General features: G+C 71.6%; 13 protein-coding genes. 10 read left to right on the top strand and 3 right to left on the bottom strand.

The annotated features are described in order from the left end of the window. Window positions 1-35: 35 nt before the first annotated feature. From sdhC to ASG28_RS02250, 4 genes are read left to right on the top strand one after another with little or no spacing between them, the layout of a single operon-like run. Complete coding sequence (gene sdhC, locus ASG28_RS02265) at window positions 36-488, top strand: succinate dehydrogenase, cytochrome b556 subunit (protein ID WP_082059901.1); 453 nt, start codon at window positions 36-38, stop codon at window positions 486-488. A gap of 4 nt (window positions 489-492) precedes the next feature. Beyond that, entirely contained in the window at window positions 493-942 is a 450-nt protein-coding gene (sdhD, locus tag ASG28_RS02260) for a succinate dehydrogenase, hydrophobic membrane anchor protein (protein WP_055971558.1), read from the top strand. 58 nt (window positions 943-1,000) lie between these two features. Next, complete coding sequence (gene sdhA, locus ASG28_RS02255) at window positions 1,001-2,809, top strand: succinate dehydrogenase flavoprotein subunit (protein WP_055971554.1); 1,809 nt, start codon at window positions 1,001-1,003, stop codon at window positions 2,807-2,809. A gap of 1 nt (window position 2,810) precedes the next feature. Beyond that, entirely contained in the window at window positions 2,811-3,566 is a 756-nt protein-coding gene (locus tag ASG28_RS02250; RefSeq protein ID WP_043594421.1) for a succinate dehydrogenase iron-sulfur subunit, read from the top strand. 102 nt (window positions 3,567-3,668) lie between these two features. On the opposite strand, the gene ASG28_RS02245 is transcribed toward ASG28_RS02250, so the two are convergent. Further along, entirely contained in the window at window positions 3,669-4,016 is a 348-nt protein-coding gene (locus ASG28_RS02245) for a hypothetical protein (RefSeq protein WP_055971552.1), read from the bottom strand. Continuing rightward, a complete protein-coding gene (locus tag ASG28_RS02240) occupies window positions 4,016-5,128 on the bottom strand; it encodes a DUF6177 family protein (RefSeq protein ID WP_055971549.1) in 1,113 nt (370 codons plus the stop codon). Before ASG28_RS02240 ends, ASG28_RS02245 begins: the two co-directional genes overlap by 1 nt. 213 nt (window positions 5,129-5,341) lie before the next feature. Between ASG28_RS02240 and ASG28_RS02235 the strand changes: the two genes are divergently transcribed. Next, the gene (locus tag ASG28_RS02235) at window positions 5,342-6,085 is read left to right on the top strand and encodes a hypothetical protein (protein ID WP_055971546.1); all 744 of its coding nucleotides are present in this window, start codon (window positions 5,342-5,344) and stop codon (window positions 6,083-6,085) included. A gap of 54 nt (window positions 6,086-6,139) precedes the next feature. On the opposite strand, the gene ptsP is transcribed toward ASG28_RS02235, so the two are convergent. Next, window positions 6,140-7,789, bottom strand: coding sequence for a phosphoenolpyruvate--protein phosphotransferase (ptsP, locus tag ASG28_RS02230; RefSeq protein WP_082454260.1), 1,650 nt, complete (start codon window positions 7,787-7,789; stop codon window positions 6,140-6,142). A 177-nt stretch (window positions 7,790-7,966) separates the two neighbouring features. On the opposite strand from ptsP, the gene ASG28_RS02225 reads away from it, so the two are divergent. From ASG28_RS02225 to ribD, 5 genes are read left to right on the top strand one after another with little or no spacing between them, the layout of a single operon-like run. Beyond that, window positions 7,967-9,142 carry a YihY/virulence factor BrkB family protein gene (locus ASG28_RS02225; protein ID WP_055971543.1) on the top strand — a complete coding sequence of 392 codons (1,176 nt, stop codon included), beginning with the start codon at window positions 7,967-7,969 and terminating at the stop codon, window positions 9,140-9,142. A gap of 10 nt (window positions 9,143-9,152) precedes the next feature. Continuing rightward, complete coding sequence (locus tag ASG28_RS02220; RefSeq protein WP_055971540.1) at window positions 9,153-9,998, top strand: exodeoxyribonuclease III; 846 nt, start codon at window positions 9,153-9,155, stop codon at window positions 9,996-9,998. A gap of 49 nt (window positions 9,999-10,047) precedes the next feature. Continuing rightward, window positions 10,048-11,052 carry a tryptophan--tRNA ligase gene (gene trpS, locus ASG28_RS02215; RefSeq protein WP_082454258.1) on the top strand — a complete coding sequence of 335 codons (1,005 nt, stop codon included), beginning with the start codon at window positions 10,048-10,050 and terminating at the stop codon, window positions 11,050-11,052. 2 nt (window positions 11,053-11,054) lie between these two features. Continuing rightward, window positions 11,055-11,759 (top strand): GNAT family N-acetyltransferase, encoded by a 705-nt coding sequence (locus ASG28_RS16625; protein WP_055971537.1) that lies wholly within the window; start codon window positions 11,055-11,057, stop codon window positions 11,757-11,759. Window positions 11,760-11,797: 38 nt separating this feature from the next. After that, window positions 11,798-12,799, top strand: coding sequence for a bifunctional diaminohydroxyphosphoribosylaminopyrimidine deaminase/5-amino-6-(5-phosphoribosylamino)uracil reductase RibD (ribD, locus tag ASG28_RS02205; protein WP_082454695.1), 1,002 nt, complete (start codon window positions 11,798-11,800; stop codon window positions 12,797-12,799). Window positions 12,800-12,807 lie beyond the last annotated feature (8 nt).

Raw genomic sequence — 12,807 nt, 5'->3', positions numbered from 1 at the left:
AGCGTCGTCCGCCCCATCCGCGAGGAGAAGTGCTCATGGCCGAGCAGTCGACGGGAACGGTCGCATCACCGGCAGGCAGACCGGGTGCACCGAAGATCAGCGCGCCCAAGGCGCCCGGGAAGATCGCCGGCACCCTCTACCGGGGTCGTGAGGGCATGTGGTCGTGGGTGCTGCACCGCATCACCGGCGTGAGCATCTACTTCTTCCTGCTGGTGCACATCCTCGACACCGCCCTCGTCCGGATCAGCCCCGAGGCCTACAACGCGGTGATCGGCACCTACAAGAACCCGATCATGGGGCTCGGCGAGACCGGCCTCGTGGCGGCGATCCTCTTCCACGCCCTCAACGGCCTGCGGATCATCCTGATCGACTTCTGGGGCCCGGGCACCAAGTACCAGCGCGTCATGTTCTGGATCGTCATCGGCCTCGCCGTGGTCCTGTTCGCCGGTTTCGCGCCGCGCCACCTGATGAACGTCTTCTCGGAGTAGAGCCATGACCACCCAGACCGTCGAAGCCCCGCGCTCCGCCCGCGCGGCCCAACGCTCCACCAACTACGAGAAGTGGGGCTGGATCTACATGCGCGCCAGCGGCCTGCTGCTCGTCGTGCTCGTGTTCGGCCACCTGTTCATCAACCTGCTCGCGAGCGAGGGCGGCGTCAAGGCCATCGACTTCGCCTTCGTGGCGGGCAAGTGGGCCAGCCCGTTCTGGCAGGTCTACGACACCCTCCTCCTCTGGCTCGCGCTGATCCACGGCACGAACGGCATGCGCACGATCGTCAACGACTACGTGTCGAAGCCGACGGTGCGCAAGGTGCTGCTCGTCACGCTGCTCGTGTCGACGGTGGTCCTGCTCGTCCTCGGCACGCTCGTGATCTACACGTTCGACCCGTGCCCCGCGAACGCCCCGGCCGACCTGCTGCCGTCGTTCTGCACCGCCGGCTAGCCACCCGGCCCACCGTCCACTCCGGCCCCCGGCCGCACGTCCCCCACCGGAAAGAACCGTGACCACACCCTCCCCCGCCCCCGCCAGCACCGTCGTCGACGGCGTCCACTACCACCAGCACGACATCGTCATCGTCGGGGCCGGGGGTGCGGGCATGAGGGCGGCCATCGAGGCCGGCCCGAACGCCAGCACCGCGGTGATCTCGAAGCTGTACCCGACCCGTTCGCACACCGGTGCGGCCCAGGGCGGCATGGCTGCGGCCCTCGCCAACGTCGAGGACGACAACTGGGAGTGGCACACCTTCGACACCGTCAAGGGCGGCGACTACCTCGTCGACCAGGACGCCGCCGAGATCCTCGCCAAAGAGGCGATCGACGCCGTCCTCGACCTCGAGAACATGGGTCTGCCGTTCAACCGCACACCCGAGGGCAAGATCGACCAGCGCCGATTCGGCGGCCACACGGCCGAGCACGGCAAGAACCCCGTCCGGCGGGCCTGCTACGCCGCCGACCGCACCGGGCACATGATCCTCCAGACCCTGTACCAGAACTGCGTCAAGCACGGCATCAACTTCTTCAACGAGTTCTACGTCCTCGACCTCATCATGGGAGAGATCGACGGCGAGGAGCGCCCGGCCGGTGTCATCGCCTACGAGCTCTCGACCGGTGACCTGCACGTGTTCCAGGGCAAGGCCGTCATCTTCGCCACCGGTGGCTTCGGCAAGATCTACAAGACGACGTCGAACGCGCACACCCTCACGGGCGACGGCGTGGGCATCATCTGGCGCAAGGGCCTGCCGCTCGAGGACATGGAGTTCTTCCAGTTCCACCCGACCGGCCTCGCCGGGCTCGGAATCCTGTTGAGCGAAGCCGCTCGTGGTGAGGGTGCCATCCTGCGCAACAGCGAGGGCGAGCGCTTCATGGAGCGCTACGCCCCCACCATCAAAGACCTGGCGCCCCGCGACATCGTGGCGCGCTGCATGGCCACCGAGATCCGCGAGGGCCGGGGCGCGGGGCCGCACAAGGACTACGTCTACCTCGACATCACGCACCTCGACCCGGCCGTGATCGACGCCAAGCTGCCCGACATCACCGAGTTCGCGCGCACCTACCTCGGCGTCGAGCCCTACACCGAGCCCGTGCCCGTGCTGCCGACCGCCCACTACGCCATGGGCGGCATCCCGACGAACGTCAAGGCCGAGGTGTTGCGCGACAACACCACGGTCGTGCCGGGCCTCTACGCCGCCGGCGAGTGCGCCTGCGTCAGCGTCCACGGATCGAACCGCCTCGGCACCAACTCGCTGCTCGACATCAACGTCTTCGGCAAGCGGGCCGGCAACAACGCGGTCGAGTACGTGAAGGACGCCCCGTTCGTGCCCCTGCCGGCAGACCCCGCCGGCTTCGTGCGCGGTCTCGTCGAGGACGTCCGCAACGCCACGGGCACCGAGCGCATCGCGACGCTGCGCAAAGAGCTGCAGGACAGCATGGACCGGAACGCCCAGGTCTTCCGTACGGAAGAGACGCTCGACGAGGTCACCCACGTGATCGCCGACCTGCGCGAGCGGTTCAAGAACATCTCGGTGCAGGACAAGGGCAAGCGCTTCAACACCGACCTGCTCGAGGCGATCGAGCTGGGCTTCCTGCTCGACCTCGCCGAGGTCGTCGTCTACTCGGCACGCTCGCGTCAAGAGAGCCGCGGCGGACACTTCCGTGAGGACTACCCCACCCGCGACGACGAGAACTGGCTCGTCCACACGATGGCCTACCTGACCGGCGACGCCCACTCGTCGTTGGCCGGTGACCACATCCGGCTCGACACCAAGCCCGTCGTGATCACGAACTACCAGCCGATGGAACGGAAGTACTGACATGAGCACCGCTGTCCTCGAGAACAAGCCCCAGGGCTCCGACGCCGTCCCCACGTTCACGGCCACGCTGATCATCCGTCGTTTCGACCCCGAGGTCGACGACGAGCCCCGCTGGCAGGACTTCGACGTCCAGGTGCTGCCGACCGACCGCGTGCTCGACGCCCTGCACCAGATCAAGTGGGAGCAGGACGGCTCGCTGACCTTCCGCCGCTCGTGCGCCCACGGCGTCTGCGGCTCGGACGCGATGCGCATCAACGGTCGCAACCGGCTGGCCTGCAAGACCCTGATCAAGGACCTCGACATCTCGCAGCCGATCTACGTCGAGGCCATCAAGGGCCTGCCGCTCGAGAAGGACCTCGTCGTCGACATGGAGCCCTTCTTCCAGTCGTACCGCGAGATCCAGCCGTTCCTGATGGCGTCGTCGAAGCCCGAGAAGGAGCGCCTGCAGAGCGCCACCCAGCGCGAGCGTTTCGACGACACGACGAAGTGCATCCTCTGCGCCGCGTGCACGTCGAGCTGCCCCGTGTTCTGGACCGACGGGCAGTACTTCGGCCCGGCGGCGATCGTCAACGCGCACCGCTTCATCTTCGACTCGCGCGACGAGGGCGCCCAGGTCCGCCTCGACATCCTCAACGACAAAGAGGGTGTCTGGCGCTGCCGCACCACGTTCAACTGCACCGAGGCCTGCCCGCGAGGCATCCAGGTGACCCAGGCCATCGCCGAGGTCAAGCAGGCCGTTCTGCGCGGTCGCGCCTGACAGCGAAGCACCGACGCACGAGAAGAGGGCCCGACCACCTGGTGGTCGGGCCCTCTTCTCGTGCCACGGGTCGTGACGGCCCGTGGACGAGCGTCGGCCCGGTCAGTCGTCCTCGACGATGCACGCGGCCTCGAGGCCGAGAGCGAGGCGCAGCGCGACCGACACTCCCGTCTCGCCCTCGTCGCCCATCGGGGCGACGGCGTCGATCCAGAACACCGGGAGGCGCACCGAGGGCGGATCGGGCAGCAGGCGTTCGAGCTCGCCCGCCTCGGTCAGCTCCGCCGCCTGGTAGACGGTGAGCAAGGGCACGCCGCCCACCGCGAACACCTGGAGTGCGTCGCCGCCGTCGATCTCACGCACGCCGAGCGACCCGTCGACCGCGTGGGCCGCGGTGGCGAGATCGAGCTGGTCGTACACGTGCGGACTCAGGATGGTGATGTCGCGCGGCATCAGGCCTCGTCCTCGGCCGGACGCTCGATCTCGGTCTCGGTCTCGGCCGCGGTCTCGGTCGAGCTCTCGTGCAGCAGGTCGAGTTCGTGGAGGTCTTCCTCCCACGCCTGGAGCAGCGGGCTGGCGACGAGCTGGGCGAGCCGCTCGGGGCCCACGGCCTCGAGGGTGCGGTGGAGGGCGTTCCAGCCCGAGGTGGCCGCGTCACCCAGGGGCACGACGAAAGCGGGGAGGCGAGGACGGCCGACCACGACGACGGGCCGTTCGGCGTCGAGGGCGGAACGTTCGAGGCCGAGCCGCCGGACGGATGGCGCCCCGATCAGCAGCGCGACCGGGTTCGGCGGCGGGTAGGTGACCGCCCGGACGCACCGGTCGGACTCGCCCTCGCGGGCGATGACCAGGGCGAAGGTCGGCAGCGACGACTCGGCGATGTGGCCGAGGGCGTCGGTCAGTCGCGCGATCGCGTCGTCGAGCGACCCCTCGGTCACGTCGACCGTCAACGCCGTGGTCTCTTCGATGCCGTGGTCGGTGACCCGGGCGGTGATCGTCGCCGAGAGATGCGGCCCCTCGACGACCACCCGGACGGTCTCGGGGGCCTGATGGCGCGCGTGCTGGGTGAGGACCCAGCAGTCCCAGACGTGCCCGAGGGGCTCGGTCGTCCCCCACCGGGTCGGGACGGAGCCCGAGACGGCCGCTCCCAGGGTCTCGACAGCGCCTCCGAGGCTCGTGTCGTGTGACGCCCGGTGCAGCACCGTGAGGTCGACGGTCAGCTGGCACGTGGTGTCCACGGCGTCGGCGATGATCGGCAGCGGCTCCAGGGCGGGAACCGCGGCAGCGACGTCCGGTTCGGTGGCCGCGGCGTCGACGTCGGCGTAGGGCACGCCCGTGAGGCCGTCACGAAGACGGCCCTTGTCGTCGTGGATCGCCCAGACTCCCCCGGCGGCGACCAGCGCGGCCCGGAGTCCGACCGTGAGGCGCGACCGTTCGCCGGTCACCAGGACCACACGTCGGCCCGTGGCGGGTCGACCGAGGAGGTCCGCGAGCGGACGACTGAGTCGGACGACGCGAGCCCTGCTGTCGACCCGGACGGCGCGCGACGTGATCGCGTCGACCATCGGATGTCGTATCGGGATGCCCACCCGTCGATTCTGCTCCGTGACGCACGGCCGCGACCGGATGCACGGCGGACTCGGACCAGCGCGGCCCGGGACGGCCCTCGCGGCCTAGGCTTGGTCCCCGTCATCGCCATCGACCCTCGAGAGGCACGCCATGCACGACGTCCGACGTCTCGACCGACGCCCCCGCCGGTCCGACCCGCGAGCGATCTCGTGAGGCGACGCCCGTACCGCAACGGCGAACGCCCCGACGACCAGCGCGAACGCCGCCGTGCCTTCGCCGCCGCCGTGCGGACGAGACCACCCCTGCGACCCACCGGCGACCGCGAACTCGGTCGGGCCCTCGCCCGCCTCGACGAGCTCGTCGAGAAGACCCTGCTCTCGGGCGAGCACGACCGCCTGCTCGACGAGACCCGGGTGTCGGTCTGGCCGCGGGAACTCGACGCCGTCGTGACGGTCGTGGTGGACCGGCTCGATCCACCGCCGTCGGTTGACCGTGCGGCGGTGGCCGCCGCCGTCGCGGACAACCTGGAGGCGCGGTTCGGCCTGCGCCCCGGAGCCTCCCCGACCGAGAGGTCGGTCGTCCTCTGGCAGTCCGTGGCCGGCGCCGATTCACGACTCGCCGAGAACGGGTGGGAGCGTGACGTCCTGTCGGACGACCGGGAGGCGCTGGCAGAGTTCTTCGCGTCGGACGGCGACCCGGTGCGGGCCCGCCTGACGCGGTCGTCGGGTCGCCTGCACCTCGAGCTGCGCGGCACGAACGCACCCGTCGGCGACCGGTCGTCGTCGTACGCCGTGCTGTCGCGGTCGAGCGCGCTCGTGCTGGTCGACGATCCCCGCGGCCTCGTGTCCGTGCTCGACGAGAGCACGGCCGGCGCGCTCCGCGACGTGGTCGTCGCCTGGGGCGAACTCGCGGACCATCTCGACGAACGCCGTGCGGAGATCGTCCCGCGCTGAGGCCGAGTCTCGGGCCGACGGCGTCGACCCCCGAGGGCCGACGCCGCCCGGGCGTCAGACGGTGGCGGCTTCGGCGGCCTGGCGGGCGCCCGCGGCGGTGGTCGCCGCGACGGCAACGGTCGCGAGTTCGCGAGCCTGGTCGAGGGTGTACCGCGAGAGCTCGAGACGCACGTCGGCCAGCGCAGCCGGCGTCATCGAGAGCGTGGTGGCCCCGAGCCCGACGAGCACGACTGCCAGCAACGGGTCGGCCGCGGCCTCGCCGCAGATGCCGACGGGCTTGCCCGCGGCCGCGCCGGCGTCACCGAGCGACTTGACCAGGCGCAGCACGGCGGGGTGCCACGGGTCCTGGTAGGCGGCCACGGAGCCGAGCATGCGGTCGGCCGCCATCGTGTACTGGGTCAGGTCGTTCGTGCCGACGCTGACGAAGTCGGCGCTGGCGAAGATCTGGTCGGCGAGCACGGCGAGCGAGGGGACCTCGGCCATCACGCCGACGGTCTTCAGCCCGAGTTCGCGACCGAGGGTGACGAAGTACTCGGTCTCTTCGGCGTCGCTGACCATGGGTGCCATCACCCAGAGGTCGGCGGTGGTGGCGGCCTGCGCCGCCGCGAGGGCGCTGAGCTGGTCGCGCAGGATGTCTTCCTTGACGCGCAGGGCGCGGAGGCCGCGGAGGCCGAGGGCGGGATTCTCTTCGTGGGCGTCGTTCAAGAAGCTGAGCGGCTTGTCGGCGCCGGCGTCGAGGGCGCGGACGACGACCTTCTTGCCCGGGAAGGCCTCGAGCAGTGCGGTGTAGCTCGCGGTCTGGCTCTCGACGGTGGGCGCGGAGGAGTTGCCGAGGAAGAGGAACTCGGTACGGAACAGGCCGACGCCCTCGGCACCCAGCTCGATCGCCCCTGCGGCCTCGGCCGGCGCGCCGAGGTTGGCGAGCAGCGGGACGGCGTGGCCGTCGGCCAGTGCACCGTCGGTCAGCGGGGCGGCGGCCGCGGCCGCACGGTCGGCGATGCGCTTCTCGGCGTCGGCGACCTCGTCGGCCGAGGGGTCGACCGTCACGACGCCGCTCGCGGCGTCGGCCACGACGACGGTGCCGTCGGCCAGGTCGAGGGCACCGGTGACCCCGACGATCGCGGGGATCGACTTGGACCGGGCGAGGATCGCCGTGTGGGACGTGGGCCCGCCGTCGCGCGTGACGAGCGCGAGCACCTTGTCGAGGTCGAGCAGGGCGGTGTCGGCAGGCGCGAGGTCGGGTGCGACGAGGACGAACGGGGTGTCGCTCTCGGGCACCCCCGGGGCGGGGACGCCGCGCAGCGAGGCGATGACGCGCTGTGCCACGTCGCCGAGGTCGGTGGCCCGCTCGGCCATGTAGCCGCCCATGCCGATCAGGAGGTCCTGGAAGGCCGCGAACGCCTCGTGCACCGCGCGTTCGCCGGTGCGACCGTCGTCGATGCGGGCCTTGACGTCGTCGGTGAGGGTCGGGTCCTGGGCCATCAGCGACTGGGCGTCGAGGACGTCCTTCGCCTCGCCGCCGGCCTTCTCACCCCGAGCCGTGAGGTCGGCGGCGACGGCGGACAGGGCGGTGAGCACGGCGTCGTACTCGAGGGCCGCGTCGGCCGTGCGCGGGTCGGTGCCCGGCTCGGGCAGCGGATCGGGCATCTTCTTGACGGGGCCGACGGCCACTCCACGTCCGACGCCAACGCCCTGTAGTGCCACGGTGAACCTCTTCGAGTCTCGATGGTGGGGACGTGCGGCACAACGCCGGGCACGCCCACGGTCGGTCCATCGTAGACGGAACGCCCGGACGTCCGGTCAGTGCCGATCCCGGCGTCGACACCGGCGTCGACCCCGGCGACCCGGACCGCGTCGCCCGGCCACCCCTACCCTGGACGCATGCGCGCGCCGTGGACCCGAGAACCGACGCCCGACCCGGCCGAGGCGACCCGCGCCTCCTCGGTGGGAGGCCCGTCCGGACGCGCCCGTCGGGCCGGGTCGCGCGTCGTGGGGTCACGCCCGACCCGCGTGCTGGCGCGGCACGTCACGGCGAAGGGGCCTTTGCTCGCGGCCGGGCTCACCTATCAGGCGCTCTTCGCGCTGTTCGCGGCCCTGTGGGTGGGCTTCTCGGTCGCCGGGTTCGTCGTCTCGGGCGACCAGCTGCTGCGCGACGAGTTGATCGTGTTCATCCGCTCGGCCGTGCCCGGACTGATCCAGGACGTCGACGGCACCGGCGTCGTCGACCCCGAGCTGCTGCTCGACGCGTCGGTCTTCGGCTGGACCGGGGCCGTCGCCCTGCTCGGCCTGCTCGTGTCGTCCATCACGTTGCTCGGCAGCATGCGCGACTGCGTCCGGATCGTGTTCCGGGCGCCCCAACCGGTCACGCCCCTCGGTCGGCTGATCGTGCGCGACCTCGGCCTGGCGCTCTGCTTCGGCGCCGCGGTCGTCGTCTCGGCGACGCTGTCCCTGCTCAGCACCACGGCGGTCTCGGGCCTGTTGTCCGGGTTCGGCGTCTCGACCCGGTCGATCGTCGGCGAGACGACCCTGCGCGTGGTCGGCGTCGTGCTCGTGTTCGTCTTCGAGACCGCGGTGCTCGCCGTGCTGTTCCGCGTGCTGGCGGGGCTCCACATCCCCTTCCGTCGGCTGCTCTCGGGGGCGATGATCGGCGCGGCCGGGTTCGTCTCGCTGACCGTGGTCGGCGGCGTCGTGCTGCGGGCCACGGGCTCGAACCCCCTGGTCGCCTCGTTCGCGGCGATCGTCGGACTGCTGATCGTGATCAACCTGCTGTGCCAGGTGCTGCTGCTCAGCGCCGGCTGGATCGCCGTCGGCATGGACGACCTCGGCGTCCTCGCCGACCCGCACGAAGAGGCGGCTCGCCTGCGACGCCTCGAGGAGGAACGGCGAGCCCAGGAGGCGCGGGCCCGGTCGCGCGGCGGTCGTCTCGTCGACGGCGCCCGCGGCCTGCTCTCGCGGTCGCTGCGTGCCGTCCGCCGGGGCGACCCGTCCGACGTCCCACCCACCGACGTCCCCCCCACGGGCCCTCCGGACGGCACCCGCGACGGTGCCCGCCGCTAGTCTGGAGCCCATGTCCACGCGCCTCCGTCTCGCCACCGTCAACGTCAACGGCGTCCGTGCCGCCTTCCGCAAGGGCATGGGCGACTGGCTCTCGACGCGCGACGTCGACGTCCTCACGCTGCAAGAGGTGCGCGCCTCGACCGACGACCTCGAGGGCCTGCTCGGCCCCGAGTGGAACGTCGTCCACGACCCCGCCACCGCCAAGGGCCGGGCCGGGGTCGCCATCGCCAGTCGGGGCAAGGCCCACGTGCACCGCGTCGAGCTCGGGCCCGACGACTTCGACAGCGCCGGCCGCTGGCTCGAGGCGGACTACGAGATCGACGGCACCGTGGTCACCGTGGTCAGCACCTACGTCCACTCGGGCGAGGTCGACACCCCCAAGCAGGACGAGAAATGGAAGTTCCTCGACGCCATGTCGGCGCGACTCCCCGAGCTCGCCGCCCACAACGAGCTCTCGGTGGTCACGGGCGACCTCAACGTGGGGCACCGCGAGCTCGACATCAAGAACTGGAAGGGCAACGTCAAGCGCGCCGGCTTCCTCCCCCGCGAGCGGTCGTACTTCGACCGCTTCCTCGGGCCGGCGGGCGAGCAGGTCGCGACGGTCGACGGCACCGGCGGAGAAGGCCTCGGGTGGGTCGACGTGGGTCGACGCTTCGCGGGCGAGGTCGAGGGTCCCTACTCGTGGTGGTCGTGGCGGGGTCAGGCCTTCGACAACGACACCGGGTGGCGCATCGACTACCAGTTGGCCACCCCGGCGTTGGCCGACAGGGTCGAGCACTACGTGGTCGACCGGGCGGCCGCCTACGACCAGCGGTGGTCGGACCACGCTCCGGTCGTCGTCGACTACCGGCTCTGACCCCGCGTCCCACCCCCTCCCTTCTCGCACCACCCCGACCGAGGACCCCATGACCAAGCCCCGTCTCTTCTCCGGCATGCAGCCGTCCGCCGACTCTCTCCACGTCGGCAACTACATCGGCGCCCTGCAGCAGTGGAAGTCGCTGCAGACGACGCACGACGCCCTGTTCTGCGTCGTCGACCTGCACGCCATCACCGTCCCGCAAGACCCCGCGGCGTTGCGTGCCCAGATCCGTGGCACCGCCGCGCAGTACATCGCCGCGGGCATCGATCCGGCGCAGTCGACCCTGTTCATCCAGTCCCACGTGCCGGCGCACACGCAGTTGGCCTGGGTCCTCAACACCCTGACCGGGTTCGGCGAGGCCAGCCGCATGACGCAGTTCAAGGACAAGGCGGCGAAGCAGGGGTCCGACGCGGCCTCGCTCGGCCTGTTCGCCTACCCGACACTGATGGCGGCCGACATCCTGCTGTACCAGGCCGAGGCGGTTCCGGTGGGTGACGACCAGCGTCAGCACGTCGAGCTCACCCGCGACCTCGCCACCCGGTTCAACTCCCGCTTCGGCGAGACGTTCGTCGTGCCCGAGGCGACGATCCAGAAAGAGTCCGCACGCATCTACGACCTGCAGTCGCCCGAGTCGAAGATGAGCAAGTCCGCGGCGACCGACTCGGGTGTCGTGTGGATGCTGGACGAGCCGAGCCGCACCGCCAAGAAGATCAAGTCGGCGGTCACGGACGCCGAGCGCGAGATCCGCTTCGACCGCGGGGCCAAGGCGGGGGTGTCGAACCTGCTCACCATCCTGTCGTCGTTCTCGGGCGACAGCGTGGCCGACCTCGAGGAGCGCTACGCCGGTCGCGGCTACGGCGACCTGAAGAAAGATGTGGCCGAGGTCGTCGTCGAGACCTTCGCACCCGTCCGAACCCGGGCGCTCGAACTGCTCGACGACCCGGCCGAGCTCGACCGCATCCTCGCGGTCAACGCCGACCGGGCGAACGAGATCGCCCAGGCCACGATCGACACCGTGTACGACCGCATCGGCTTCGTCCGCAAGGCCTGATCGTGCTGCCGTTCGTGCTCGCGTCACCGACCCTCGAGTTGGTGGTGCCGAGCGCGGCCGACGTGCCGGCCATCGTCGACGCCTGCCGCGACGAGACGCTGCAGCGGTTCACCACGGTGCCCGTCCCGTACGGACGGTCCGACGCCGAGTTCTTCCTGCGTCGCATCGTGGACGACGGGTGGGCCACCGGGCGCGAGTTCACCTGGGGGCTGCGCCGCCCGGGGTCCGGCCTGCTCGAGGGCGTCATCAGCGTGCGGCTCCGGTCCTCCGACGTCGGCTTCTGGACGGCCCCGGCCTCGCGGGGTCACGGCCTGATGACCCAGGCCCTCGGCCTGGTGGCCGACTGGGCCTTCGGTGCCGGCGGGCTGCGCGAACTCTTCTGGGAGGGCTACGTCGGCAACGACGCCTCGGCCGCCGTCGCCCGTCGCACGGGCTTCACGTACCAGGGTGTCGGACCGGGGCTCCACCCCGACCGTGACGGGGGCCACCCCCTCTGCTGGAAGGCCCGCTTGCGACCGGGCGACGCGCGGGTGGCGCGACCGGGCTGGCCTGACCTGGGGCGTCCCGGGACCCGCCCCGGCCGCTCGACGGAATACCCCGTCGCCGACGGCGTTGACTCCCTCACCGATGCCGTCGACGGCGTCGTCCGCCCGTCCCCCACCGCGTACGCCCCGGCGCGCGACCGTTCCGTCCCGGAGGCCCCGTGAGCATCGACTCGATCGACCACGAGCTCCTCGAGCACGCCATGAGACGGGCCGTCTCGCTCGCTCGACGCGGACCGGCCCGCGGGGTCAACCCCCAGGTCGGTTGCGTCCTCCTGCGCCCCGACGGCAGCACGGCGGCCGAGGGATGGCACCGGGGTGCCGGCACCCCGCACGCCGAGGTCGACGCCCTCTCGCACCTCGCCCCCGGCGAGGCCCGCGGCCTGACCGCCGTCGTCACGCTCGAACCCTGCGACCACGTGGGCCGCACCGGGCCGTGCAGCGTCGCCCTGATCGAGGCGGGCGTTTCCCGCGTCGTCCACGCCGTCGCCGATCCCGGCGCGTCCTCCGGTGGCGGGGCCGACCGGCTGCGACGGGCGGGTGTCGAGGTGGTCGACGGCGTGCTCGCCGACGAGGCCGCCGAGATGGCTCGCCGCTGGCTGGTGACGGCCCGGACGGGCCGACCCTTCGTGACGCTCAAGTGGGCCTCGAGCCTGGACGGCCGCACCGCCGCGTCCGACGGCAGCAGCCGGTGGATCACCGGCACCGCGGCGCGGCAGCACGTCCACGAACAGCGGGCGGCCCATGACGCGATCCTGGTGGGCACGGGCACCGTGCTGGCCGACGACCCCAGCCTGACCGCCCGGGGCGACGGCGGAGAACTGCTCCCCGACCAGCCCCTGCCCGTCGTCGTCGGCACGCGCGCCGTGCCCGCCGACGCCGCCCTGCGCCGGCATCCCCGCGAGCTCGTCGAGACGGGCACGCACGACCTCGAGGCCGTGCTCGACGACCTCGGACGCCGCGGGGTCCGCAGCGTGTTCGTCGAGGGCGGGCCGACCGTGGCGAGCGCGTTCGTCCGGCTCGGACTCGTCGACGACTACGTCGTGTACCTGGCGCCCACGCTGCTCGGCGGCCCCCGGACCGCCCTCGACGACCTCGGCGTGGACCACATCGACGGGCAACGACGACTGCGCGTCACCGACGCGCACCCCCTCGGCGACGACCTGGTGGTCGTCGCCCGCGACACCCCCAGGAGACACGCATGACCACCACC

This window comes from Frigoribacterium sp. Leaf415, assembly GCF_001424645.1.
Lineage (GTDB): Bacteria > Actinomycetota > Actinomycetes > Actinomycetales > Microbacteriaceae > Frigoribacterium.
Note: the sequence above shows the minus strand (reverse complement) of the source record. Positions and strands in the feature narration are given on the sequence as shown.

Excerpts from the sequence above, each read along its gene's own strand:
- sdhC (WP_082059901.1), top strand. The coding sequence starts at position 36 with ATGGCCGAGCAGTCGACGGGAACGGTCGCATCACCGGCAGGCAGACCG.
- sdhD (WP_055971558.1), top strand. The coding sequence starts at position 493 with ATGACCACCCAGACCGTCGAAGCCCCGCGCTCCGCCCGCGCGGCCCAA.
- ASG28_RS02250 (WP_043594421.1), top strand. The coding sequence starts at position 2,811 with ATGAGCACCGCTGTCCTCGAGAACAAGCCCCAGGGCTCCGACGCCGTC.
- ASG28_RS02245 (WP_055971552.1), bottom strand. The coding sequence starts at position 4,016 with ATGCCGCGCGACATCACCATCCTGAGTCCGCACGTGTACGACCAGCTC.
- ASG28_RS02240 (WP_055971549.1), bottom strand. The coding sequence starts at position 5,128 with ATGGTCGACGCGATCACGTCGCGCGCCGTCCGGGTCGACAGCAGGGCT.
- ASG28_RS02225 (WP_055971543.1), top strand. The coding sequence starts at position 7,967 with ATGCGCGCGCCGTGGACCCGAGAACCGACGCCCGACCCGGCCGAGGCG.
- ASG28_RS02220 (WP_055971540.1), top strand. The coding sequence starts at position 9,153 with ATGTCCACGCGCCTCCGTCTCGCCACCGTCAACGTCAACGGCGTCCGT.
- trpS (WP_082454258.1), top strand. The coding sequence starts at position 10,048 with ATGACCAAGCCCCGTCTCTTCTCCGGCATGCAGCCGTCCGCCGACTCT.
- ribD (WP_082454695.1), top strand. The coding sequence starts at position 11,798 with ATGAGACGGGCCGTCTCGCTCGCTCGACGCGGACCGGCCCGCGGGGTC.